The sequence below is a fragment of the Lentzea sp. NPDC058450 genome (genome assembly GCF_042721395.1).
In the GTDB taxonomy this organism is placed as follows: Bacteria; Actinomycetota; Actinomycetes; order Mycobacteriales; family Pseudonocardiaceae; genus Lentzea.
In genome coordinates this window covers 1-23,187 of record NZ_JBHXLO010000015.1, presented here as the reverse complement: position 1 = coordinate 23,187, position 23,187 = coordinate 1, and the positions used below count along the sequence as shown (strand labels likewise).

24 protein-coding genes are annotated in these 23,187 nt (G+C 70.2%); 11 read left to right on the top strand and 13 right to left on the bottom strand.

All coding sequences use genetic code 11. The annotated features are described in order from the left end of the window. From tatC to ACFWNN_RS23130, 8 genes are all read left to right on the top strand, one after another. A complete protein-coding gene (tatC, locus tag ACFWNN_RS23165) occupies positions 1-927 on the top strand; it encodes a twin-arginine translocase subunit TatC (RefSeq protein ID WP_382442187.1) in 927 nt (308 codons plus the stop codon). Continuing rightward, a complete protein-coding gene (locus tag ACFWNN_RS23160) occupies positions 924-1,784 on the top strand; it encodes a diacylglycerol/lipid kinase family protein (protein ID WP_382442006.1) in 861 nt (286 codons plus the stop codon). The genes tatC and ACFWNN_RS23160 overlap by 4 nt, the downstream gene beginning before the upstream one ends. A 45-nt stretch (positions 1,785-1,829) precedes the next feature. Next, entirely contained in the window at positions 1,830-3,674 is a 1,845-nt protein-coding gene (htpG, locus tag ACFWNN_RS23155) for a molecular chaperone HtpG (protein WP_382442005.1), read from the top strand. Between the two features lie 115 nt (positions 3,675-3,789). Further along, positions 3,790-6,531: a DEAD/DEAH box helicase gene (locus ACFWNN_RS23150; RefSeq protein ID WP_382442004.1), complete on the top strand. Its 2,742-nt coding sequence runs from the start codon at positions 3,790-3,792 to the stop codon at positions 6,529-6,531. A 96-nt stretch (positions 6,532-6,627) separates the two neighbouring features. Then, positions 6,628-7,335, top strand: coding sequence for a DUF4333 domain-containing protein (locus tag ACFWNN_RS23145; protein ID WP_382442003.1), 708 nt, complete (start codon positions 6,628-6,630; stop codon positions 7,333-7,335). A gap of 29 nt (positions 7,336-7,364) precedes the next feature. Beyond that, positions 7,365-7,763, top strand: coding sequence for a hypothetical protein (locus ACFWNN_RS23140; RefSeq protein WP_382442002.1), 399 nt, complete (start codon positions 7,365-7,367; stop codon positions 7,761-7,763). A 39-nt stretch (positions 7,764-7,802) separates the two neighbouring features. Beyond that, on the top strand, positions 7,803-8,207 hold the full coding sequence (locus tag ACFWNN_RS23135; protein ID WP_382442001.1) for a hypothetical protein: 405 nt from the start codon (positions 7,803-7,805) through the stop codon (positions 8,205-8,207). 37 nt (positions 8,208-8,244) lie between these two features. Continuing rightward, positions 8,245-9,411 carry a GNAT family N-acetyltransferase gene (locus ACFWNN_RS23130; protein ID WP_382442000.1) on the top strand — a complete coding sequence of 389 codons (1,167 nt, stop codon included), beginning with the start codon at positions 8,245-8,247 and terminating at the stop codon, positions 9,409-9,411. Here the strand turns inward: ACFWNN_RS23130 and ACFWNN_RS23125 are convergent. Both ACFWNN_RS23125 and ACFWNN_RS23120 read right to left on the bottom strand, forming a co-directional pair. Beyond that, positions 9,408-9,590 carry a hypothetical protein gene (locus ACFWNN_RS23125; RefSeq protein WP_382441999.1) on the bottom strand — a complete coding sequence of 61 codons (183 nt, stop codon included), beginning with the start codon at positions 9,588-9,590 and terminating at the stop codon, positions 9,408-9,410. The two genes, ACFWNN_RS23130 and ACFWNN_RS23125, sit on opposite strands and share 4 nt — an antisense overlap. Before the next feature lie 51 nt (positions 9,591-9,641). After that, positions 9,642-10,586, bottom strand: coding sequence for a 5'-3' exonuclease H3TH domain-containing protein (locus tag ACFWNN_RS23120; RefSeq protein ID WP_382441998.1), 945 nt, complete (start codon positions 10,584-10,586; stop codon positions 9,642-9,644). A 283-nt stretch (positions 10,587-10,869) separates the two neighbouring features. Between ACFWNN_RS23120 and ACFWNN_RS23115 the strand changes: the two genes are divergently transcribed. Together ACFWNN_RS23115 and ACFWNN_RS23110 are read left to right on the top strand one after the other, a co-directional pair. Continuing rightward, a complete protein-coding gene (locus tag ACFWNN_RS23115; RefSeq protein WP_382441997.1) occupies positions 10,870-11,991 on the top strand; it encodes a M24 family metallopeptidase in 1,122 nt (373 codons plus the stop codon). After that, positions 11,988-12,434: an Lrp/AsnC family transcriptional regulator gene (locus ACFWNN_RS23110; protein WP_089911942.1), complete on the top strand. Its 447-nt coding sequence runs from the start codon at positions 11,988-11,990 to the stop codon at positions 12,432-12,434. Before ACFWNN_RS23115 ends, ACFWNN_RS23110 begins: the two co-directional genes overlap by 4 nt. On the opposite strand, the gene ACFWNN_RS23105 is transcribed toward ACFWNN_RS23110, so the two are convergent. From ACFWNN_RS23105 to ACFWNN_RS23055, 11 genes are read right to left on the bottom strand one after another with little or no spacing between them, the layout of a single operon-like run. Then, positions 12,407-13,021 (bottom strand): ATP-binding cassette domain-containing protein, encoded by a 615-nt coding sequence (locus ACFWNN_RS23105; protein ID WP_382442186.1) that lies wholly within the window; start codon positions 13,019-13,021, stop codon positions 12,407-12,409. The genes ACFWNN_RS23110 and ACFWNN_RS23105 overlap by 28 nt on opposite strands. Then, positions 13,021-13,620, bottom strand: a complete 600-nt coding sequence (locus tag ACFWNN_RS23100) for an ABC transporter ATP-binding protein (protein ID WP_382441996.1) — start codon at positions 13,618-13,620, stop codon at positions 13,021-13,023. The genes ACFWNN_RS23105 and ACFWNN_RS23100 overlap by 1 nt, the downstream gene beginning before the upstream one ends. Then, a complete protein-coding gene (locus ACFWNN_RS23095; RefSeq protein WP_382441995.1) occupies positions 13,617-16,061 on the bottom strand; it encodes an ABC transporter permease in 2,445 nt (814 codons plus the stop codon). Before ACFWNN_RS23095 ends, ACFWNN_RS23100 begins: the two co-directional genes overlap by 4 nt. 21 nt (positions 16,062-16,082) lie before the next feature. Further along, complete coding sequence (locus ACFWNN_RS23090; RefSeq protein ID WP_382441994.1) at positions 16,083-16,751, bottom strand: hypothetical protein; 669 nt, start codon at positions 16,749-16,751, stop codon at positions 16,083-16,085. Beyond that, positions 16,752-17,618: a hypothetical protein gene (locus tag ACFWNN_RS23085; RefSeq protein WP_382441993.1), complete on the bottom strand. Its 867-nt coding sequence runs from the start codon at positions 17,616-17,618 to the stop codon at positions 16,752-16,754. Positions 17,619-17,646: 28 nt separating this feature from the next. Further along, a complete protein-coding gene (locus tag ACFWNN_RS23080; RefSeq protein WP_382441992.1) occupies positions 17,647-18,639 on the bottom strand; it encodes a proline racemase family protein in 993 nt (330 codons plus the stop codon). After that, positions 18,636-19,529, bottom strand: a complete 894-nt coding sequence (locus ACFWNN_RS23075) for a dihydrodipicolinate synthase family protein (protein WP_382441991.1) — start codon at positions 19,527-19,529, stop codon at positions 18,636-18,638. Before ACFWNN_RS23075 ends, ACFWNN_RS23080 begins: the two co-directional genes overlap by 4 nt. Further along, positions 19,526-20,737, bottom strand: a complete 1,212-nt coding sequence (locus ACFWNN_RS23070; RefSeq protein ID WP_382441990.1) for an FAD-dependent oxidoreductase — start codon at positions 20,735-20,737, stop codon at positions 19,526-19,528. Before ACFWNN_RS23070 ends, ACFWNN_RS23075 begins: the two co-directional genes overlap by 4 nt. Then, a complete protein-coding gene (locus ACFWNN_RS23065; RefSeq protein WP_382441989.1) occupies positions 20,734-20,916 on the bottom strand; it encodes a 2Fe-2S iron-sulfur cluster-binding protein in 183 nt (60 codons plus the stop codon). Before ACFWNN_RS23065 ends, ACFWNN_RS23070 begins: the two co-directional genes overlap by 4 nt. Further along, on the bottom strand, positions 20,913-21,992 hold the full coding sequence (locus tag ACFWNN_RS23060; protein WP_382441988.1) for an NAD(P)/FAD-dependent oxidoreductase: 1,080 nt from the start codon (positions 21,990-21,992) through the stop codon (positions 20,913-20,915). Before ACFWNN_RS23060 ends, ACFWNN_RS23065 begins: the two co-directional genes overlap by 4 nt. 28 nt (positions 21,993-22,020) lie before the next feature. Continuing rightward, complete coding sequence (locus ACFWNN_RS23055; protein ID WP_382441987.1) at positions 22,021-22,566, bottom strand: helix-turn-helix domain-containing protein; 546 nt, start codon at positions 22,564-22,566, stop codon at positions 22,021-22,023. A 99-nt stretch (positions 22,567-22,665) separates the two neighbouring features. On the opposite strand from ACFWNN_RS23055, the gene ACFWNN_RS23050 reads away from it, so the two are divergent. Next, positions 22,666-23,052, top strand: a complete 387-nt coding sequence (locus ACFWNN_RS23050) for a hypothetical protein (protein ID WP_382441986.1) — start codon at positions 22,666-22,668, stop codon at positions 23,050-23,052. Positions 23,053-23,187 lie beyond the last annotated feature (135 nt).

The following is a 23,187-nucleotide window of genomic DNA, read 5'->3' as shown; positions in this document are numbered from 1 at the left end:
ATGTCGCTCAAAGATCACCTGTACGAGCTGAGGTACCGGCTCGGCATGGCGATGCTGATCGTCTCGATCGGCGCCATCTTCGGCTTCATCTGGTTCGAGGTGCGCCTCGGCCCGATCCCGTCGCTCGGTGACATCCTCACGGGGCCGTACTGCCAGCCCGACCTGGCGCAGTACCGGGCGGAGATCAGCAACAACGGCAAGTGCGCGCTGTTGCAGACCGAGCCGTTCGAGATCTTCATGGTCCGGCTGCAGGTCGGTACGGCGGCGGGCGCGGTGCTGCTCAGCCCCGGCTGGCTGTACCAGATCTGGGCGTTCATCACGCCCGGCCTCTACCAGAAGGAACGCAAGTTCGCGCGGCTGTTCGTCAGCGCGGGCGCGTTGCTGTTCGTGGCCGGCGCGGTGCTCGCGTACCTGGTGGTGCCCGAGGGCCTGAAGGTCCTGCTCGGCTTCGGTGGCGACAACTGGGTCACCGCGCTCACCGGCAGCAAGTACATCAACTTCGTCATCACGATGTTGTTCATCTTCGGCGTGAGCTTCCTGATCCCGCTGGTCGTGGTGATGCTGAACCGCGCGGGCGTGCTCTCGTACGAGCGGCTGGCGAAGTGGCGGCGCGGCCTGATGATGGGCCTGTTCGTCTTCGCCGCGATCGCGACTCCGGGCACCGACCCGATCTCGATGGTCGTGCTGGCGCTCGCGCTGGTGCTGCTGTTCGAGATGGCGATCCAGATCGCGCGCGTCCACGACAAGCGCAAGGCCAAGCTGCGCTCGGCCGACGGCTGGGACGAGCTCGACGACGACGAGGCGGCGCCGTTCAACTACGTCGCGTCCGACGCGGACGGCAACGACCCCGGTGAGAAGGCCCTCGCTGCGGAACCCGCGAAGCCCGCGGACACCCCGAAGCGCGTGAACTACGACGACGCCACGTGACGCGGGCAGCCTTACTGGTCTGCCCCGCGTCGGGCAAGGGGCGGGCGGCCCGGATGGCCGGGTCGACCGCCGCGGCGCTGAGGCCGCACTTCTCGTCGTTGACGCAGCTCGTGGCGCACGACGCCGAAGGCGCTCAGGAGATGGCGCACCAGGCCGTCGCCTCCGGCATCGACCTGCTCGTCGTCCTCGGCGGTGACGGTGGCGCTCACCTGGGCATCCAGGCGTGCGCGGGCACCTCGACGGCGCTGGGGATCGTCCCGGCGGGCACCGGCAACGACCTGGCGGCGGCCATCGGGTCGCGGTCGGTCGAGGACGTCGTGCTCGGCACCCGCAAGACGCTCGACCTCGGCCGGTTGTCGACCGGGCAGTGGTTCGCGACGGTGCTGTGCGCCGGGTTCGACTCCGCGGTGAACGAGCGGGCGAACGCGATGCGCTGGCCCGCCGGTCCCCGTCGCTACGACCTCGCGATCCTGGCCGAGCTCGCCTCGCTGACGTCGGCGCCGCTCCAGGTGACGACCGAGGACGGCACGTTCGAGCTCGACGCCACGATGGTCGCCATCGGCAACACGCCCAACTACGGCGGCGGCATCCCCGTGTGTCCCGGGGCGGACGCGCACGACGGGCTGTTCGACGTGACGGTCGTCGAGCACGCCACCCGGTCGATGCTGGTGCGGATGCTGCCGACGTTGCGCACGGGTACGCACACCGACCATCCGGCCGTGCGGACGTTCCGCGCGCGCGAAGTGTCGTTGACCGGTGGCAACGGCTGGATCGCTTACGCCGACGGCGAACGCATGGAGGCCCTGCCCGTCACCGTTCGGACGGTTCCGGACGCTCTCACCGTCGTGGGTCGCTAAGTTAGACGGCTGTTCGGTCCGTTTTTCGTTCTTCGGTAGGGATTCATGGAGACGCTGGAGTTTCAGTCCGAGGCGCGTCAGCTGCTGCAGCTGATGATCCACTCGATCTACTCGAACAAGGACACGTTCCTGCGCGAGCTGGTCTCGAACGCCTCCGACGCGCTGGACAAGCTGCGACTGGAGTCGTTCCGCGACAAGGACATGAGCGTCGACGTCGACGACCTGCACGTCGTGATCGAGTCCGACCCCGCCGAGCGCACGCTCACCGTGCGGGACAACGGCATCGGCATGACGCGCGAGGACGTCGTGCGGCTCATCGGCACGATCGCGAAGTCGGGCACGGCCGAGTTCCTCAAGCAGCTCAAGGAACAGCAGTCGGGCAACACGTCCGACCTGATCGGCCAGTTCGGCATCGGCTTCTACTCGTCGTTCATGGTGGCGGACAAGGTCACCCTCGTGACGCGGCACCCGCACGCCGAGAAGGGCGTGCGCTGGGAGTCCGAGGGCGCGGCCACGTACACGATCGAGGACGTCGACGACGCGCCGCAGGGCACCTCGGTCACGTTGCACCTCAAGCCGTCCGACGACGAGGACCGCCTGCCCGACTACACCGAGCCGGCGAAGATCCGCGAGATCGTCAAGCGCTACTCGGACTTCATCACCTGGCCGGTGCGCCTGGGCGGCGAGGAGATCAACTCCCGCAAGGCCCTGTGGGCGCGCCCGGCCTCCGAGGTGACGGAGGAGGAGTACGCCGAGTTCTACCGGCACATCAGCCACGACTGGAACGCGCCGCTCGAGACCATCCGCATGCAGGCGGAGGGCACGTTCGAGTACCAGGCGCTGCTGTTCCTGCCGTCGCAGGCCCCGATGGACCTGTTCATGCGCGACGGCAAGCGCGGCGTGCAGCTCTACGTGAAGCGCGTGTTCATCATGGACGACTGCGCCGAGCTGATGCCGGAGTACCTGCGCTTCGTGAAGGGTGTCGTCGACGCGGCGGACCTCTCGCTGAACGTGTCGCGCGAGATCCTCCAGCAGGACCGCCAGATCCAGCTGATGCGCCGCCGCCTGGTGAAGAAGGTGCTGTCGTCGGTCAAATCGTTGATGGGCTCCCGTCCCGACGACTACGCGAAGCTCTGGGGCGAGGTCGGCGCGGCGCTGAAGGAGGGCCTGCTCTCCGACGGCGACAACCGCGACGCGATCCTGGAGATCTGCTCGTTCGCCTCGACCGAGTCCGAGACGGAGCTGACGACGCTCGCCTCCTACGTCGCGCGGATGAAGGACGGCCAGGAGCACATCTACTTCATGACCGGTGACTCGCGGGTCGCCGTCGAGAAGTCGCCGCACATGGAAGCCCTGCGCGCCAAGGGGTACGAGGTCCTCGTCCTCACCGACCCGATCGACGAGATGTGGGTCGACTCCGTGCCGTCGTTCGACGGCAGGCAGCTCCAGTCCGTCGCCAAGGGGCAGGTGGACCTGGAGACGGAGGAGGAGAAGACCGCCAACGAGGCGAAGGCGGTCGAGTTCTCCGACCTCCTCACGTGGCTGGGCGAGCAGCTGGCGGACGACGTCAAGGAGGTCCGCCTCTCCTCCCGCCTGACCACCTCGCCCGCGTGCGTCGTCGGCGACGCCCACGACATCACTCCGACCCTGGAGAAGATGTACAAGGCGATGGGGCAGGAACTGCCGAAGATCAAGCGCATCCTGGAGCTCAACCCGGCGCACCCGCTGGTGGAGGGGCTGCACGGGGCGTTCGCGGCGGGCGAACGCGACTCGCTGGCCGGCACGGCGGAGCTGATCCACGGGCTGGCGCTGCTGGCGGAGGGCGGCGAGCTGGCCGATCCGTCCCGCTTCGTGACGCTGGTGGCGGACCGGGTGCAGCGCACGTTCTGACGAAACCGCAGGTGGAGGGCGATGTCGTGGAGGCATCGCCCTCTGTCGTTTCAGTGTTGGTTGAAGTTAATCTATCTCGACGGCAATTGTCGGTGTGATGTGAAAGCCTGATGGGGTGTCAAGTGCTTCGCGGTCCCCGGCCGAGGCCTACGCCGACTCCCGGCGTCGTGCCGAACGGCCCAAGCTGACCGACTTCCTGTCCGTGATCTCGTTCGAGCTGGACCCGTTCCAGCGCCAGGCCTGCGAGGCCCTGGAGGACGGCCACGGAGTGCTCGTCTGCGCCCCCACCGGTGCCGGCAAGACGGTGGTGGGCGAGTTCGCCGTGCACCTCGCGCTGACCGAGGGCCGCAAGTGCTTCTACACGACGCCGATCAAGGCGTTGAGCAACCAGAAGTTCGCCGACCTCACCGCGCGGTACGGGCCGGAGAACATCGGCCTGCTCACCGGCGACACGAGCGTGAACGGCGGCGCGCCGGTCGTGGTCATGACGACCGAGGTGCTGCGGAACATGCTGTACTCGGGTTCGTCCACACTGGACGGTCTCGCGTACGTCGTGATGGACGAGGTGCACTACCTCGCCGACCGGTTCCGCGGGCCCGTGTGGGAAGAGGTGATCCTGCACCTGCCCGAGCACGTGCAGGTCGTCGGTCTGTCCGCGACGGTCAGCAACGCCGAGGAGTTCGGCGAGTGGCTGGTCGAGGTGCGGGGCGACACGACGGTGGTCGTGGACGAGCACCGGCCCGTGCCGTTGTGGCAGCACATGATGGTCGGCAACCAGATGCTCGACCTGTTCGAGGGCGACCAGACGCACGCGCGGATCAACTCCCAGGTGCTGCGCAAGACCGAGGAACTGGCGCGGTACCACGTGCCGTTCAGCCGCGGCCGCAACCGCAGCGGCGGCACGGGCCGGCCGTCGCGCAACAGCGGGTACAAGCCGCCGTCGCGCACGGACATGATCCAGCGGCTCGACAACGCGTCGCTGCTGCCCGCGATCGTGTTCGTGTTCAGCCGGGCTGGCTGTGACGCGGCGGTTGCGCAGACGGCCCGCGCGGGGCTGCGGCTCAACACGCCGGAGGAGTCCGAAGAGGTCCGCCGGATCATCGACGAGAAGACGCGCGACCTGCCCGAGGCCGACCTGATGGTCCTCGGGTACTGGGAGTGGCGGGAGGCGCTGGAGCGGGGCATCGCGTCGCACCACGCCGGGCTGCTGCCCGCGTTCAAGGAGACCGTCGAGGAGCTGTTCGTCCGGGGTCTCGTGAAGGTCGTGTTCGCGACCGAGACGCTCGCGCTCGGCATCAACATGCCCGCGCGGACGGTCGTGCTGGAGAAGCTCGTCAAGTACAACGGCGAGGCGCACGTCGACCTCACGCCCGGTGAGTACACGCAGCTCACGGGCCGTGCGGGCCGTCGCGGCATCGACGTCGAGGGGCACGCGGTCGTCGTCTGGCAGCCGGGCATCGACCCGAAGTCGGTCGGCGGGCTCGCGTCCACGCGCACGTACCCGCTGCGGTCGTCGTTCCGGCCCGGCTACAACATGGCCGTCAACCTCGTGCACCAACTCGGCGCCGAGTCCGCGCGCGTCATCCTGGAGCAGTCGTTCGCGCAGTTCCAGGCCGACCGCTCGGTCGTCGGGCTCTCGCGCCGCATCGACCGCAACAAGGAGGCCCTGGAGGGCTACTCCGAGTCGATGACGTGCCACCTGGGCGACTTCAGGGAGTACGCGTCGCTGCGCCGCCGCATCGGCGACCGGGAGAAGCAGCTCGCGAAGCAGAACACGAACGCGCGCCGCATCGAGACCGCCAAGTCGCTCGAACGGCTGCGCAAGGGCGACGTGATCGCGGTGCCGTCCGGCCGCCGGTCGGGTCTCGCCGTCGTCATCGACCCCGGCATCGAGCCGCTGGGCGAGGCGCGGCCGCTGGTCGTCACCGAGGACCGCTGGTCGGGCCGTCTCACGTCGGCGGACTTCCCGGCGCCCGTCGAGGTGCTCGGGCACGTCCGGCTGCCCCGGCAGGTCGACGTGCGCTCGCCCAAGTCGCGCCGCGACCTCGCGTCCACGATCCGCAACACGGGCATCACCGTGCCGTCGCGGGGCCGCAGGCAGACCACGGCGGACGACGACCCCGAGCTCGCGACGCTGCGCCGGGCCCTGCGCGCGCACCCGTGCCACGGCTGCGACCAGCGCGAGGACCACGCCCGCTGGGGAGAGCGCTACCACCGGCTGCTGGCCGAGACCGAGCAGCTCGAACGCAAGGTCGCGGCGACGACGCACTCGCTCGCGCGGCAGTTCGACCGCATCCGCGCGTTGCTGCGCGAGCGCGGCTACCTGAGCGAGGCCGAGGAGGTCACCTCCGACGGCAAGCGCCTGACCAGGCTCTACAGCGAGTCGGACCTGCTAGCGGCCGAGTGCATCCGCAACGGCGTGTGGAAGGGCCTCAAGCCGGAGGAGCTGGCCGCGGTCGTGTCGTCGCTGGTCTACGAGGCGCGCCGGGACGGTCCCGTCGAGGCGCGGCTGCCGCAGGGCCCGGTCGCGGACGCGATGCTCAAGACCGTGCGGCTGTGGGCGGAGATCGAGGACGACGAGCGTCGCCACAAGCTCGAACGCATCACCCGCCAGCCCGACCCCGGCTTCGCGTGGCCGGTGTACCGCTGGGCGCGCGGCGAGTCGCTGGAGAAGGTGCTCAGCGCGGCCGAGGCGGGCGGCAACGAGCTCGGCGCGGGCGACTTCGTGCGCTGGTGCCGGCAGGTGATCGACCTTTTGGACCAGATCCGTGAGGTGGTCGGCCGACAGGACCCGGTCGGCGCGGCCGCGGCCAAGGCCGTCGACGCGCTGCGGCGCGGAGTTGTGGCGATGATGTGACATGGGCCTGACGAAGGTTTTGCGAGTCGGAGTAAAGACTGGCCTGCACGGTGTGATTGGATTTCGCCGCAACGTCGTACACACGGAGGTCGACAGATGAGCAGCCCGTACGGACCGTCCGGAGGGAACGATCCGCAGCAGCCCTGGGGCCAGCAGCCGCAACCGCCGCAGCAGCCCTATGGAGGCGGTTTCCCTCCCGGCACCCCGTCCGGCGGGTTCCCGGCCCAGCAGCCGGGACAGAACCCCTACGGCCCGCCGCAGCCCCAGCCGGGTCAGCAGCAGCCGTACCCGGGCTTCGACCCGTCGCAGCAGCAGACGCAGCAGTACGGCGTGCCCGGTCAGCAGCCGCAGTCGAACCCGTACGGCACCCCTGCCCAGGACCCGTACGGCCAGCAGACGCAGCAGTACGGCATGCCGGGCCAGCAGCAGCCCAACCCGTACGGCCAGCAGCCGGGCTACGGCCCGCCGATGCCGCCGAAGAAGAAGTCCAGCGCGGGCATCTGGGTCGCCGCGGTGGTCGTCGTCCTGCTCGTGGGCGCGGTGCTGTTCACCGGGTTCGTGGCGCCGGCGTTCTTCAAGAAGAAGATCTTCGACAACACGGCCGTGCAGACCGGCATCGTCCAGATCCTGAAGGACGAGTACAAGATCTCCGACGTCGGCGCGGCGAGCTGCTCCGGTGAGAACGAGGTCAAGCCCAACACCTCGTTCGAGTGCAAGGTGCAGGTCGGCGGCAAGGACAAGAAGGTCAAGATCGTCGTCAAGACCGAGGACGGCGAGTACGAGGTCGGCCAGCCGACCGGCTGATCTGTTTCTTCGCGCTAACCTCCCTCAAGGTGACCTTGGGGGAGGTTTCGTGTCTGTGCGGTATTTCGTGGTCCGCGCCGAGGAGACGACGTGGTGCCCGGTCGCTGGAGTGGGGGCCGCCGGACCTGTCGGCGCGGCTGAGCGGTGAGCCGACCTTCTTCGAGATCTCGGCCGACGACGCTGAGCAGATGCTCGTCGACCTGATCGTGGACGTGCGGTCAGAACGGAACGAGAAGCCGTACAGCAGGTGGACCACATACGTGTGGTTCGAGCGGCGGTCCGATGTCTTCGACCTGGACAAGGCGTCCGTGCTGTACCGCACGAACCAGGACGTCAAGGAGGTGTTCATCCATGACAGGACCTGGGCACCCACGCGCGCGGGATCGCCTGGGCGCCGCGCTGGTTCCTCCTGCCGGCCGACGACGTGACACCGCGTCGCACGGGAGCACGCCGACGGTGCCACGGAGGTGTTCACCGACGAGTTGCGCTGGGAGCCGTTCGACTGGGCCGGACCTCGGGAGTTCGTCCGGGCGGTGAATGCGATGGCGGTGTGCGCGGAGACGCGTGAACGGGTGCGCACGGCCCAGTGGGACGGCGTCTACGCGTTGGTCTTCGAGGAGTTCCAGCAGTGCGGCGACCTGATGCGCGCCAAGTACCTGCTGCGGTACCCGGACGGGACCCGGGCGGTCGAGGAGGAGTGGCGGGGCGGCGGCGACTGGGGCATGACCTTCCGGCAGCGGGACGTGATCCGGGAGCACAACTGGTACGACGTGGAGTTGCCGGTCACGGAGGCCGAGGCGCGCGAGTACATGCGGCTGCACGACGAGTGGTCACGACTACAGCGCCGTGCGTACGGGCGGCCCGGAAACTGACGTGCGTTCCGTCGCGCCCTGAGCGACGATCGCGGGCGTGACGGAGATCCGCGTTCTCACCGACGATGCGCAGTACCGCGCCCACAGCACGCTCTTCCGCCGGGCGATGCACTGGGGCCCGCCCACCGACGACCAGTGGAAGGTCACCCAGCCGTCCTACGAGCCGGGGCGCGTGCTCGCCGCGTTCGACGGCGACCTCATGGTCGGCTCGACGCAGACGTTCGGCGGCACGATGGTCGTGCCCGGCGGTGCCGTGGTGCCGCACTCCGCTGTGTCACGAGTAGGTGTGCGTGCGGACTACACGCGCCGTGGCGTCCTGAGCGGTCTGATGCGCGAGCAACTCTCGACGTTGCCCGATCCCGTCGCCACGCTGCGCGCGTCGGAGGGCCGCATCTACGGCCGCTTCGGTTACGGCCTGGCCGGTCGGGTGCGGTTCCTGCGCGTCGACGCCCGCAAGGCCGTGATCCCCGGCTCCCCGGTCGGCCGCGTGCGGATGGTGGACTCCGACACCGCCGAGAAGGTGCTGCCGGAGCTGCACACCGCGTTCGGTCTCGGCCGCCCCGGCCAGATCTCCCGCTGGCACGGCTGGTGGGTCAGGGCGTTCGACCGCAAGGGAGACTTCGAGAACCTCGTCACCGTCGTCCACAGTGGACCGGACGGCGACGACGGCTACGTCAGCTACAAGGTGACCGAGGACAAGGAGTTCAACCACCACATGGAGGTCGAGGATTTCGCCTGCGCCAACGCGGACGCGTGGCGCGACCTCTGGATCTACCTCACGCGCCTCGACCTGGTCGACACGATCTCCGTCGACGCGGCGCTGGATGACCCGGTCAACTGGCTCTTCGAGGACCCGCGCGTCGTGGTCACGAAGGACGTCTTCGACCAGATCTGGCTGCGGCTGGTCGACGTGCCGCGCATGCTCGCCGCCCGCACGTACGGGCCGGGCTCGGTGGTGATCGAGGTGCACGACAAGCTGTTGCCCGCGAACGACGGCCGCTACCGGGTGTCGTCCGACGGCGTCGAACGGGTGGACGCGCCCGCCGACATCACGATCCCCGTCGACCTGCTGGGCGCGGTGTACCTGGGCGACACGAAGTTCTCGCACCTCGCGGCCGCCCGGAGGATCGAGGGGTCGCGGTTCGACGAGGCGGACGCGGTGTTCGCGAGCCCCGTCGCACCGCTCTGCTCGACGTTCTTCTAGGCGAGGGTCCAGCTCGACGCGCGGCCGTCGCCGTGCCGCACTACCCAGGTGCCGTCGCCGGGGAGCTGGACGTAGGCGTCCTCGGGGACTTCGATCTCCCCGAGGAAGGCGCCGGTCGTGAGGTCGAGGATGTGGAGCAGCACGTGCACGCCGTCCGGGGTGCGGTTCGTGGATCGCACCCCAGACGACGGGGCGGGTGGTCCACAAAGGTCACGCGCGGAGGTCAGCGGTCAGGGGCGTCGTTCCATCGCGTTCACCAGGCGCGGCACCGAGCTGCCGAGGCCCCAGCGCTGCGTGAGCTCCCGCAGCCGGTCGGGGTCGGCGGGCACGCGCGGCACCTCGTCGGACCGGTCGAGCACGACCGGGGCGTCCAGGGCGGTGCGGACGACGACCGGGGCGACGGCGAGGTAGTCCTCGGCAGCGATGAGGGCGTTGCGGGCCTTGGTGGTGAGCTTGCGGTCCATCGGGTCGCCCACGGCCTTGAGGACGGCGTCGAGGGAGCCGAACTCGGTGATGAGCTTCGCCGCCGTCTTCTCGCCGATGCCCGCGACGCCCGGCAGGCCGTCGGACGGGTCGCCGCGCAGCACGGACATGTCGGCGTAGGCGGAACCGGCGTTCTCGACGGGCAGCGAGTACTTCGCGGCCAGCTCCTCCGGGCCGAGCACCTCGGCCTTGTTCCAGCCGCGGCCGACGTAGACGACGTGCACGGGGGTGGGCTCGAAGCGGACGACCTGGAACATGTCGCGGTCGCCGGTCACCACCTCGACCGGGGACTTCTGCTCGCGGTGGGCCAGGGCGCCGATCACGTCGTCCGCCTCGTGGCCCTCCGCCTCGCCGGTGCAGATGCCGGCCGCGTCGAGGACGTCGAGGATGATCGGGATCTGCGGCGTGAGGGTGTCCGGGACCTCTTCGGAACCGTCGGTGGCGTCCTCGGCGACGCGGTGCGCCTTGTAGGACGGCAGTGCCTTCACGCGGAACTCCGGGCGCCAGTCGGCGTCGAGGCAGGCGACCAGGCGGGCGGCGCCGCGTTCGGTGATGACGCGGGCGATCGTGTCGACGAACCCGCGCACGGCGTTCACCGGCGTGCCGTCGGGCGCGGTCATCGAGTCCGGCAGCGCGTAGTACGACCGGAAGTAGAGGCTCGCGGAGTCGAGGAGCACGAGGGGAGAGGCCACGAAGGGACAAGTTACTAGTGCACGGGGTGGTGATGCCTGCTGGGCGCGCCTGGCGTGGCGGGGAAGTAGCGGCGAGAGGCGGAGGGCGCGGTAGAGGGGAGCGGCGGCAGGTGGCGGCCGATGTGGTGTGGGAGCGGCGCGGGTGGTGGGTGCGTGGCGGCAGGGCGGTGGTCGCGAGGGTGCGCGTGGCGGGCGAGAGACGGCGCGCAGGGAGCCGTTCCGGCGTTCGGGCGTGTCGTACGCGCGCGGCGGGCGGACCGGCGCACGCACTAGGCTTTCGGCCATGGCAACGATCACCGGACCCATCGACGTGTCCGCGCTGCGTGCGCGGCTCGACCGCGCCACCGCCGCCGCCGAGCAGGCGGGCGTCGACGCCCTCCTCATCTCGCCCGGCTCGGACCTGCGGTACCTGATCGGTGCCGGTGGCGACTCCTTCGAACGCCTCACCTGCCTCGCGCTGCCGGTCGGTGGCACGCCGCGGCTCGTGGTGCCGAAGCTGGAGCAGCCGGGCTACGCGGCGATCCCGACCGACGAGCTCGGCGTCGAGGTCGTCACGTGGGTGGACGGCGAGGACCCGTACTCGCTGGTCAAGGCCGCGCTCAAGGGCAAGAACACCGCCGTGGCGGACATGATGCCCGCGCTGCACACCATCAAGCTGAACAACGCGATCGGCGGCACGCAGGCGCTGGCCGGGCCGATCATCCGCGAGCTGCGGATGCGCAAGGACCAGGCCGAGATCGACGCCCTGCGCAAGGCCGGTCAGGCCATCGACCGGGTGCACGCGCGCATGGGTGAGTTCCTGCGAGTGGGACGCACGGAACGGGACATCGCCAAGGACATCGCGGCCGCGATCGTCGAGGAAGGCCACACCGTGGCGGACTTCGTCATCGTCGGGTCCGGGCCCAACGGGGCCTCGCCGCACCACCGCGACTCCGACCGCGTGGTGGAAGCGGGCGAGGTCGTGGTCATCGACATCGGCGGCCCCGTCGCCGAGGGGTACAACTCCGACTCGACCCGCACGTACGTGATGGGCGAGCCGGCCTACGACGACGTCTGGGAGACCTACGCCGTCCTCGAAGCAGCGCAGAAGGCCGCCGTGGAGGCCGTGAAGCCCGGTGTGACGTGCGAGGAGATCGACGCCGTCGCGCGCAAGGTCATCACCGACGCGGGTTTCGGCGAGTACTTCGTGCACCGCACCGGCCACGGCATCGGCCTGGACGTGCACGAGGAGCCTTACATCGTCAGCGGCAACTCCCTGCCGCTCGAAGCGGGCATGGCCTTCAGCGTGGAGCCCGGCATCTACCTGCCCGGCCGCTGGGGCGCGCGCATCGAGGACATCGTGGTCGCCACGCAGGACGGCGTCGAGTCCTTCAACAACCGACCTCACGAACTGGTGGTGCTTTGACCCTCGAACAGATCGACAGAGCGATCCTGAAGGAACTCGCCTCGGACGGCCGGTGCAGCTTCACCGACCTCGCCGAGCGCGTGGGGCTGTCCGTGTCGGCCGTGCACCAGCGCGTGAAGCGCCTCGAACAGCGCGGCATCGTCAAGGGCTACGCGGCCCGCCTGGACGGCGCGGAGATCGGCCTGCCGATGTCCGCGTTCATCTCGCTCTTCCCGATCAACCCCTCCGAGCCCGACGACTACCCGAAGCGCCTCGAGCACCTGCCGGAGATCGAGGCCTGCTACTCGGTGGCGGGCGACGCCTCCTACGTGCTGCGCGTGCGGGTGTCCTCGCCGGTGGCGCTGGAGGAACTGCTGCAGAAGATCCGCGAGTCGGCCAACGTGTCGACGCGGACGACGGTGGTCCTGTCCACGCCTTACGAGGACAGGCCTCCGGCGGTCTGAACCCGTCCGTCGGCCAGCACGAGCACCCGGTCGGCGATGGCGTGCACGGCGTCGTGGTGCGTGGCGATCAGCACCGCGGCGCCCTCGTCCGCGACGCGACGCAGCAACCCGACGGCGGCCACGGCGCTCGCGGCGTCCAGGTGCGCGGTGGGCTCGTCCGCGAGCAACGCGGCGGGCCGTGCCACGACGGCACGCGCCAACGCCGCCCGTTGCTGCTGACCGAACGACACCTGCCCCGGATACCGGGCGCCCAGCCCGGAGATCCCCAGCTCCGCCAGCAGTTCCACCACCCCGGCGACCTCGCGCCCGGCCAGTCGCAACGGCAGCGCGACGTTCTCCTCCAGCGTCAGCTCGGACGCGAGCCCCAGCGACTGCGGCAGCACGGCGCACGCGGACCAGGACGCGAGCCCCGGCAGCACCGACCCGCTGTCCGGGAAGTCGAAGCCGCACAACAACGACAGCAACGCGGTCTTGCCCGAACCCGAAGGCCCGCTCAGCGTCACCAGCTCACCGGCGGCCACGGCCAGGTCCACCCCGCGCAGCACGGACACCCCGCCGAACGCGCGGTGCACCCCGTCCGCCCTGATCACGACGCGGCCAGCGGGATGCACAGGTCCGCCAGCGACACCAGCCGCGGGTCGTGCGACGCCACCACGGCGGGCACCGGCAACGACCGCAGCGTCTCCAGCACGAGATCGGCGGACCGCACGTCGAGCTGCGACGTCGGTTCGTCCGCCACCACCACGGAAGCGCCCCGGGCCAGCGCGCACCCGAACGCCAGACGTTGTTGCTGCCCACCGGAAAGCGCGCCGATCCGCCACGTCGCGGACCCGCCCAGCCCCAGCCGGTCGAGCAACGAGTAGTCGTCCGCGCCGGCCGCCCGCAGGTTCTCCCCGACGGTCAGGTGCGAGATCAGGTTGTCGGCGGGGTTCTGGAACACCACGGCGATCTCCTTGCGCCGCAACGCCCTCAGGTCCGACCACGACAACGCCGACGTCGGCACGTCCCGGATGAACACCTCGCCCAGCGAGGGCCGTTCCACCAGCGACAGCACGCGCAACAGCGTCGACTTCCCGGACCCGGACGGTCCGGAGAGGACGGTGAGACCGGGCGCGATCGACAGCGACACGTCCGACACGGCCCGCACCGGACCGTAGGACACCCCGACGCCACAAGCGCGGATCACCTGAGCAACTCTCCCATCCGCGCGGTGCGCACACCGCGCAACGCCAACCAGGCCGCGACCACGACCACCAGCGCGCCACCCGTCAGCATGAATCCCAGCAACGGCAGGAGATCCGGCAGCATCGGCGCCGGGTTCATCCACGGCGCGGGGTCCAGGCGCGGCACGGCCGCCCCGGCGCTCGCGAACGACGCGACCACGCCGATCCCCATCGCCAGCAACGCCAGCGCGCCCACTTCGAGCAGATGACTCGACCACAGCACGGACGGGCGCATGCCCATGCGGGTCGACAACGCACCGGACACCGCGTTCTGGCGCCGGCGGACCTCCACGGCCAGCAACAACGCCACGGCGGCCACCACGGCCAGCACGACACCGATCGCCGCCACGAACCCGAAGGTCCACTCGACCGTCAGGAACGGCAGCCCGTCCAGCACCTTCGCGCGGTCGGCGACGTTCGTGTAGTGGATGCCCGCGGACTGCAACGCGGAAGTCAAGGCGGGCAACGGAAGTGACGACCACAGGTGCCACGAGCCGACCTGCTCCACGGCGGGCACCGAGTCCTTCGCCACCACGTACCCGCGCGTGCCGAGCTTCGGGAACGACGGCACCTGCGCCACCGGCTTCACCAGCGGCAGGCCCGGGATCTGGATCTCCTGGTTCGCCGACCGCCCGATCCGCAACGCCGGTGCGACCTCGCCCTCGCGCTTGAGCCCGGACAGCAGCGTCCGCACCGAAGCGGCGTCGTCCAGCACGGCCGCGTCCGTGAACGTGGCCGGGTCCACCACCAGCGCACCCGTGCTCACCCCGACGAGAGTGGTGTTGCCCCGCAACGAGGACGGCAGCGCGACCCGGCCCAGCGCGACGTCCTGCGACACCTGCACCGTGCTGTTCGCGCCGACGAACACCCCGGACTTCGACTCCAGCGCCGACTGCTGAGCCCCCGCCACGGCACTGCCGACCGCGATCGTGCCGACCGCCAGCACCCCCACCAGCAGCACCCCGGTCACCGGCCCGACGGCGGCCGCGAGCCGGCGCAACGCGAGCTGCGCGGCCGGCACCCGCCACCACTGCACGCGGTGCGACCAGCCGAGCGACCAGCGCAGCAGCCGCGTCGCGAGCAACGCCGCCGCGAGCACCACGAGCAACGGGAACGCGAGCGCCGCCACGTCGATGCGCGGCAACGTGCCCAGCTTCGGCGACGTGCCCAGCCCGTTGGCGGACAGGCGGAACCACGCGAGCACCGCGAGCCCGGCGACGACCAGCTCCCACGGCACCAGCCCGAGCCGCCGCGACCGCGCCTGCCGCTGGAACGTCCGGTGCACCCGCCACGCCGCCACCAGCACCGTCACCGCGAGGCTCAGCGCCACCACGGCCAGCACGAAACCCAGCGCCAGCCACAACGTTCCCGGCGCCAGCACCCCGCCCGGCGCGTACAGGGGCAGCAGCGACCGCGCGGCCACCAGCCCCAGCACCCCGCCTGCGACCAGCGGCAGCCCCAGTTCCAGCACGCCGCGGAAACCCAGCGCCAGCGGACTCGCCCCGCGCACCCACAGCAGCCGCAGCTCGGAATGCCTGCGCTGCGCCCACTGCACGGTCACCGTGCCGACGCCGGCGAGCCCGACCAGCACGCTGATGATCACCAGCGGCAGCAGCGCCGACGACACGTTGCGTTCGGAGGTCTGGGCCGCGGTGATCGCTCCGGACAGCAGGTCGGTGCGCGTCAACGGCAGCCCGAGGGCCGCGAGCCGCGCGTTCCCGGCGTCCCGCAACGCCTCCGCCCCGGCGATCGTGGCGGGCGCGGGAGCAGCGAACCGCAGCGTCACCGTCGCGTCCTGGGCGAACTCCGCCGGCAGCCGCGCGAGGTCGTCCGCCGACGGCACCCAGATCACCGACGTGCTCGCGCCGTCGCCGCCCAGCGGGTTCGGCACCACGGTCTGCGCCTCGGAACACCACCAGCCGTCCACGGGCTGCGCGAGGTCGGCGTAGATCGCGGTCACCACCAGCGGTGACCCGGTGAGCCGGTCGCCGACCTTCACCTTCGCGGCCGTGGCGATCGACTGCGGCACCCACAACCCGGTGCCGCCGCCCTGCACGACCGTCAGGTGCGCAAGCGCGTCCGGCCGGTACCCGAACCTGCCGTAGGTCGCGAGACCGTTGAAGTCGGGCCTGCCGATGCGCGAGTAGGCGCCGCCGAGATCACTGCGCGCCGCCATCGACGCGGCCGTGGACAGCGGCAGCCCGTCCCCGTCCAGCGCCGGGTGCACGGAATGCGGGCACATCCGGCTCTGCTGGTAGGCGAGTGCGGCACTGCCGGCCGCCGAGGAGTGCAGGGCGGCCGCGGCCACCACGAAGCCCAGCAGCAACGTCGTCGCGATGCTCACCACCAGCGTGAGCGGGTTCGACAGCGCTGCCCTGGGCGCGGCTCTCCACGGCAACTGCACCAGCGCACGCTAACCGGCGTCTCAGGATTTGGGGAGGCTTTCGGTGGTAACAGAACGCATGACCCCGAAGCGCGCTCCGAACGGGTCGACGAGCACCGCGATCCGGCCGACGTCGTCCAGGTCGTGCGGCGCCAGCAGGACCGGCGCCGAGGCCGCTGCCTGATCCACATCGGCCACCTCGAAGTACGGCAGCCAGAACGCCTGGGTGTCCGCGACGATCGCGCCGAACATCCGGCCGGGGCCCGCACCCGCCGGCGCCAGGAACTGTCCGGGCGCGCCGGGGATCAGCGCGATCTCCCAGCCGAAGAGCGAGCGGTAGAACGCCGCCGACGCGCTGGGCGCGGGGGAGTGGAGCTCGATCCACGTGAGCGAACCGGGGGTGGACACCGCGCCGAGCCCGGCGGACTCCACCGTGGCGGCCCACACCCCGACTTCCACGCCGTCAGGATCGGTCAACCGGTCAGGTCCGGGAGCCGCGGCGGCGAAGTGGACGGTCCACGAGGTGCCCTGCGCGGCCACGTGCCCCGCGACCGCCAGCCCTCCTCGCGTGAACACGCCGCTGCCCGGTGTGCCGGCCGGGTGGTACTCCCAGCCCAGCAGGGCGCCGTAGAACTCGGCCGCGGCCGCCTCGTCGGACGTGCCGAGCTCGAGCCACGCCGGGGCGCCGGGAACGAAGTCCGTGGTGATCACCTATGCCCACCTCCAGCGGATACCTACCCAGTTCACCGACACATCAGTCTCGAAGTGGTGCACGGAGCAGGTGTGGTCGGGGTTCAGGTCGATCGTGCGGTGCGGTTCCTGCTCCTCCCAGTCCTGCAGGTACACGTGCGGGTCGACGGGCATCGCGGCCGGGTCGAAGTGCACCTCGATCAGGCTCTGCGCGAGGAAGCACCGCACGCCGTGCGCGTACTCGATGCTGTCGAGCTTCGTCGGGTCGTGCGCGGTGTACTCGAAGACCCAGGTCTCGCCCTCCCGCAACGTCCGGTCGAACAGGAGCTCGGTGACGACGACGCGTTCGTCCTCGTTGCGGGTGATCTTGCCGAGACGGCAGTTGCGGACGGGCTCCTGCCGCAGGTCCGCCGTCTCCACCGAGTCGTCGCAGAAGTAGTGCGCGTGGAAGCGGTCGACGCCGTCGGTGCGTGCGCGAACCACCACCTGCGCCTCGACGCGGGACGCGTGCCGTTCGGCGTCGACGAACACCCGGTCGTGCCGGGAGAGGATCTCCAGGTCGTTGGCGTTGAAGCCGGGCATCATGCCGGGCACGACGTCCGGCCAGCCGCTCGGGCCGGTGTGCTCCAGCAACGTCAGCAGGGACCGCGGCGGCACCTCGAGGAGCTCCTCCAGCACCGCCACGGCCCGCAGCGACTTCGGGGACACCGGCCGGACCCGGCCCTGCTGCCAGTCGCTGAGCGTCGACAGCGCGACCGCCACGTCCTGCTGCGCGAGGCGTAGCCGGAGCCGTTCCAGCGTGAGCCCGCGGCGGCGGATGGCCGCGCGCAGTGCCGAGTGGAACGGTCCGATGCGCAGCAGCGCTTCCAGACTGGGCGTCGTTGTCACGGACTTGACTGTAGTGACTACCCGGTGACTAGAGCGCGAATCCCTCCGGAAACGGATCGGTCTCGTCCAGGAAGTACTGGCCCATGCCCGTTATCCAGGCACGACCGGCCACAGTGGGCACTACGGCGGTGCGGTCGCCCAGCGAGACCTCTTCCAATAGGCGGCCGATGAACCTGGTTCCGATGAACGACTCGTTGACGTAGTCGTCGCCGATCGCGAGCAGGCCGCGGGCGTGCTGCTGGGCCATTCGGGCGCAAGTGCCTGTGCCGCAAGGGGAGCGGTCGAACCAGCCGGGGTGGATCGCCATGGCGTTGCGCGAGTCGGCGCCGTCCTCGCCGGGCGCGGTGAACTGCACGTGCTTGCAGCCGTTGATCGCCGGGTCGGTCGGGTGCACAGGACGGTTGGTGGCGTTGATCTCCTCCATGATGGACAGACCCGCGGCGAGGATGGTGTCCTTCTCGGCCCGGTCGAACGGGATGCCGAGCTGGTCGAGCGGCAGGATGGCGTAGAAGTTGCCGCCGTACGCCATGTCGTAACGGATCTCGCCGAGGCCGGGCACGGTGACCGTCGCGTCCAGCTCGTGCGCGTACGCCGGGACGTTGCGGATCGTCACGAGCTTGGTGCGGGTGTCGTAGTCGGCGAGCACCAGCCCGGCGGGCGTGTCGAGCCGCACGGTCGTGACGGGCTCGGTCACCTCGACCATGCCGGTCTCGACCAGCACCGTGGCGACGCCGATCGTGCCGTGGCCGCACATCGGCAGCAGGCCGGAGACCTCGATGAACAGCACGCCCCAGTCCGCGTCCTGCCGGGTCGGCGGCTGCAGGATCGCGCCGCTCATCGCCGCGTGCCCGCGCGGTTCGTTGACCAGGAGCTTGCGGATGTGGTCGTGGTTCTTGATGAAGTTGAGCCGCTTCTCGGCCATCGTCTCGCCGGGGATCACGCCGACACCGCCGGTGATGACGCGCGTCGGCATGCCCTCGGTGTGCGAGTCGACGGCGCTGAAGTACTTCTTGAACCTCATGACGTCGCCAGCTTCATGTCGGCGTCGACCTGGGCGAGCTGCTCGGGGCTCAGCGGGCCGCGCGGGGGACGGCACGGGCCGCCGTACCGGCCGACGTAGTCCATCGAGCGCTTGATGGCCTGCACGAACTCGGTGCGCGAGTCCCAGCGGAACGCCGGCACGAGCTTCTCGTACAGCGCTCGCGCCTCTTCCAGCCTGCCTTCGCGCGCCAGGGTGAAGAGCGTGTTCGACTCGGCCGGGAACACGTTGGGGTAGCCCGCGAACCAGCCCGTGGCGCCCATCAGCAGGCTCTCCAGCACGACGTCGTCCGCGCCCGCGACGATGGTGAGGTGCGGGGCCGCGGCCTTGATCTCCAGCACCCGCCTGACGTCGCCGGAGAACTCCTTGACCGCCACGACGTTCTCGATCTGGCCGAGCTCGGCCAGCAGGTCCGGCGTCAGGTCGACCTTGGTGTCGATCGGGTTGTTGTAGACCATGATCGGCAGCCCGGCCTTCGCGACCTCGCGGAAGTGGTGCACGACCTCGCCGCGGTTGGCCCGGTACATGGTGGGCGGCAGGCACAGCACGCCGTCCGCGCCGTCCTCGGCCGCGAGCTCCGCCCAGTGCCGTGCCTGGTGGGCGCCCACGCCGTGCACGCCGATGACCGCGATGCCCTTGTCCTTGACGGCCGCGATGGCCGTCTGCGCGACCTCGCGGCGTTCCTGATCGGTGAGGGAGGAGTACTCGCCCAGCGAGCCGTTCGGGCCCACGCCGCGGCAGCCGTTCTCGACGACCCAGCGGCAGTGCTCGGCGAACTTGTCCAGGTCGGGGCGCAGGCCCGCGGGGGCGTTCGGGTCCTCGGCGTAGGGGAGTGCGGTGGCGACGATGACGCCGTCCAGGCGTTCGGTCATGACTCTTCCTCCGGGATGGTGGCCAGTTCGCCTAGGGGGATGGGGATCGCGATGACCCGGCGCTGGGTGTCGAACGGGACGCCGGTGAGGTCGGCGGCGTTGCGGGCGCAGATGCGGCCCTGGCACCTGCCCATCGCGACGCGGCTGGTGAGCTTGAGCTCGCGCATGGTGCCGGCTTGGACGAGGTCCTGTTTCCTGACCTGTTCGCAGCGGCAGACGGTGGTGTCGTCGTTCAGCCACTCCTGCCAGCCCGGTTGGACGGCGTGGGCTCTGGAGAGGGCTTGGGCGAAGAGGCGGCCTTGTTTTACGGCTTCCAGGGCGTGTTTTGGCGGTTGTTGTCCTGCTGCGGCTGCTCCGGCCACCACGCCTTCGGCTTCGGAGAGGTCGGCGCCGCCGATTCCGGTGACCTCGCCGGCCGCGTAGATGTGCTCGATGCTGGTCTGCTGGCGATCGTCGACGTCAAGGAAGTCGTCGGTGCGGGCGGCGTCCGGGACGAGGTCGGTTCTGGGGAGGAAGCCGTAGCCAATGCAGACGAGGTCGGCGTGTTCGGTGCGGTGGGAGGTGGGGCGCCACTGGCTGTCCAGCTTGGCGACGGTGACCTTGCTGCCGTGTTTGCCGATGACGGCGGTGCGGGTCTCCAGGTGGGGCAGGACCTTGCGGTAGCTCGCCAGTTCGCCGATCTTGTGGCGGTTGGCGGCGATCGCCCTCGCTTCGCGCAGCCACCTGGTGGGGGAGGAGGCCTCGTAGACGCCCACCAGGGTGGCGCCGAGGTCTTGCAGCGCTGTCGCGACTGGGAGGAGGAACGGGCCGGAGCCGCTGACGATCACGCGTTCGGCCAGGGTGACGTCCTGCTTGGCCAGGGCCTGGGCGGCGCCCGCGGTGATGACTCCCGGGCCGTCCCAGCCGGGGAAGGGGAGCGGGCGGTCGTAGGCGCCGGTGGCGATGACCAGGGCGTCGAACGTGAGGAGCCTAGGCGCTTCCGTCTCGTTGGCTGGGCCGCGCAGGTGGAGTGTCTGGCCCTCGACCAGCCACGCCTCGGTGTTCTTGAGGTGAGTGACTTTGGCGTGGCTGAACTTGGCCCGGCCGCGCAGGTACTGGCCGCCGGCCTCGGGTTCGGAGTCGACCATGGTGACTTCCGCGCCCGCGTCGGCCGCTGTTCGCGCGGCGGCCATGCCGGCTGGGCCCGCACCTACTACTACGACCCTCATGGCTGGGTCCTGATCTCGTCGCCGTCGTGGAGCTTGTGCCGGCACGCGCGCACCTCGGGCACGCCGTTGATCTCCGCGACGCAGCCGAAGCACACGCCGATGCCGCAGAAGAACCTGCCGGGCAACAACTCCGCGACGTGCGCGACCTCCCTCGGCAGGCCGTTGAACGTCACCTTCACACCATCACCTCCGGCCGGTCGACGCGGAACGGTTCGGGGTCCGTGAGCGGCGTGGCGCCGGTCATCAGGTCGGCGAGCAGGTGGCCGGTCGCCGGGGCCAGGCCGACGCCCGCGCCCTCGTGCCCCGTCGCGTGCCACAGGCCGGGGGTGCGCGGGTCCTCGCCGATGATCGGCAGGTGGTCCGGTGCGTACGGGCGGAAGCCGCCGTACGCGCGCATGACCGGGACTTCCGCCAGCATCGGGAACATCGCGATCGCCTTCTGCGCCAACGCTTTCAGCACGCGGCTCTCGATCGTGCCGTCGAAGCCCTTGCGCTGGCGGCTCGACCCGATCAGCACCGTGCCCGCCTGGGTGGACTCGACCACGCCGGACGTCTGGAGGTCGGCGTCGCCGCTCGCCACCGCGCCCACGTAGTCGGCGTCGTAGACCTTGTGCCGGATCCGGCCGGGGATCGGGGTCGTCACCAGCACCACGCCTCTTCTCGGGAGGACGTTGACGCCGAACGTGCGCGCCCACGGGCCGGTGGCGTTGACGACGGCGCCGCAGCTGATCACGCCGTGCTTCGTGGTGACGCTGCGGCCGTCCGTTGTGGACACCTCGGTTTGGTGGAACTTTATGCCGCGCAGGAGTGTTCGCGTCGCCTTGACCGGGTTGAGCTGGGCGTCTTCCAGGTAGTGGACGGCGGCCGTGATCCCGGGGTTGAGGTGGGGCTCGTGGTCCAGGGCTTCCGTCGTGCTGATTTCGCACGCGTCGATGCCCGCCTTGCGCTGGGCGGCGGCGAAGGTGTGGAGTGGTTGGGCGGCTTCGGGGGTGGTTGCTACTACCAGTCCGCCCTTTTCCTCCCATTCGGCGTTTTCCGCGAGGGCGGGCCAGAGTGCGCGACTAGCCCGGGCGAGCGTCAGTTCCGGGCCGGGTTCCTTGTCGCTGACCAGGACGTTGCCCTCGCCCGCGGCACTCGTGCCGGACGCCGGTCCGTGGCGGTCGATCACGAGAACGGAGAGGCCGCGGGCGTGCAGCGCCTGGGCGCAGGCCGCCCCGATGATGCCCGCGCCCATGACCACGACGTCCGGGTGCATCTTCCACCTCCGTTCAATAGAATGAACGTTAGTGCTTCGGGTACTCCAGCACCAGTACCGAGCTGACTTCGCCGTCGATCGTCTCGTAGAGGTGGGGGACCGAGCCGGGGAAGCAGACGTAGTCGCCGGGGCCCAGTTCGTACGGCTTGTCCGTGGGGCCGACTTTGAGCTGACCGCTCGTGACCAGCACGTGTTCCTTGCCTGGGTGGCCTTCGGTGGTCTGGGTGGCGCCTGGTCTCACCCGCTGGTCGTAGATCTCCAGGACGGTGTCGCCGATGTCCATGCGGCGCATCAGGCGCAGGTCTACGGCGCTGCTGCTGAGGGTTTCGACGTCCCTTGCTCTGACCAGGACTACGTCCGGGGGCGTTCGTTCGGTGACGAGTTCCGAGACGGGGACCTTGAGAGCGTTCGACAGACTGAACACTGTCTCGATGGTGGGGTTGCCTGTGCCGCTCTCCAGTTGCGAGAGGGTGCCCTTGGCGATGGAGGACCGCCTGGCCAGTTCGGACAGGGACAGCCCTTGTTGTTCGCGGAACGCCCTGATGTTGGCGCCTAGCACCTGACCCGCACTCATGTCGCCGATCGTTGCACAGGGTGGCGGTCGGTCGCCGGTCGTTGTGCGGGGCGGTGTCATGTCGCTGGTTGGTGCCTGGGGCGGCCTAGGCTTGGGGGCATGAGTGCGTACACGGAGGCGGAGGGGCAGATCCTTCGCACGGCCGTTTTCGGTGCCATGGTGCTGGTGTCCACTGCGGACCCCGGGGCGGTCGATGTGGAGAGCCACGCCGGGATTCGGGCGATCACGTTGCTGACGGATGACTTGCGGGCGATTGTCTCTGCCGCGCCGCCTTCGTTGCCGGCTGGGTCGGCTGAGGACGTGGAGGCCGGGGTGCTGGCGGCTTTGCGGTCTTCGGTGGAGATCGTTGAGGCGCATGAGCCTCGGGATGTGGCGATCTTCCGGGCTGCCGTTACGGAGATGTGCCGGTCTGTGGCTGGGGCTGATGGGGAGGTTGCGGTGGCTGAGCGGGCCATGGTGGGGAAGGTTGTTGAGGCGCTCGGCTGATTTTCTGTCACCTTTGTGCGGTGGTTGCGTTGGGGTGCAAAGACAACTGCGGACGAGGTCTGGTTGCGTCATCGCCGCTGGCGCGTCGATAGCGCCGCGACGACGGCGGGGTACCAGCGGCTCTCGATCTTCTGG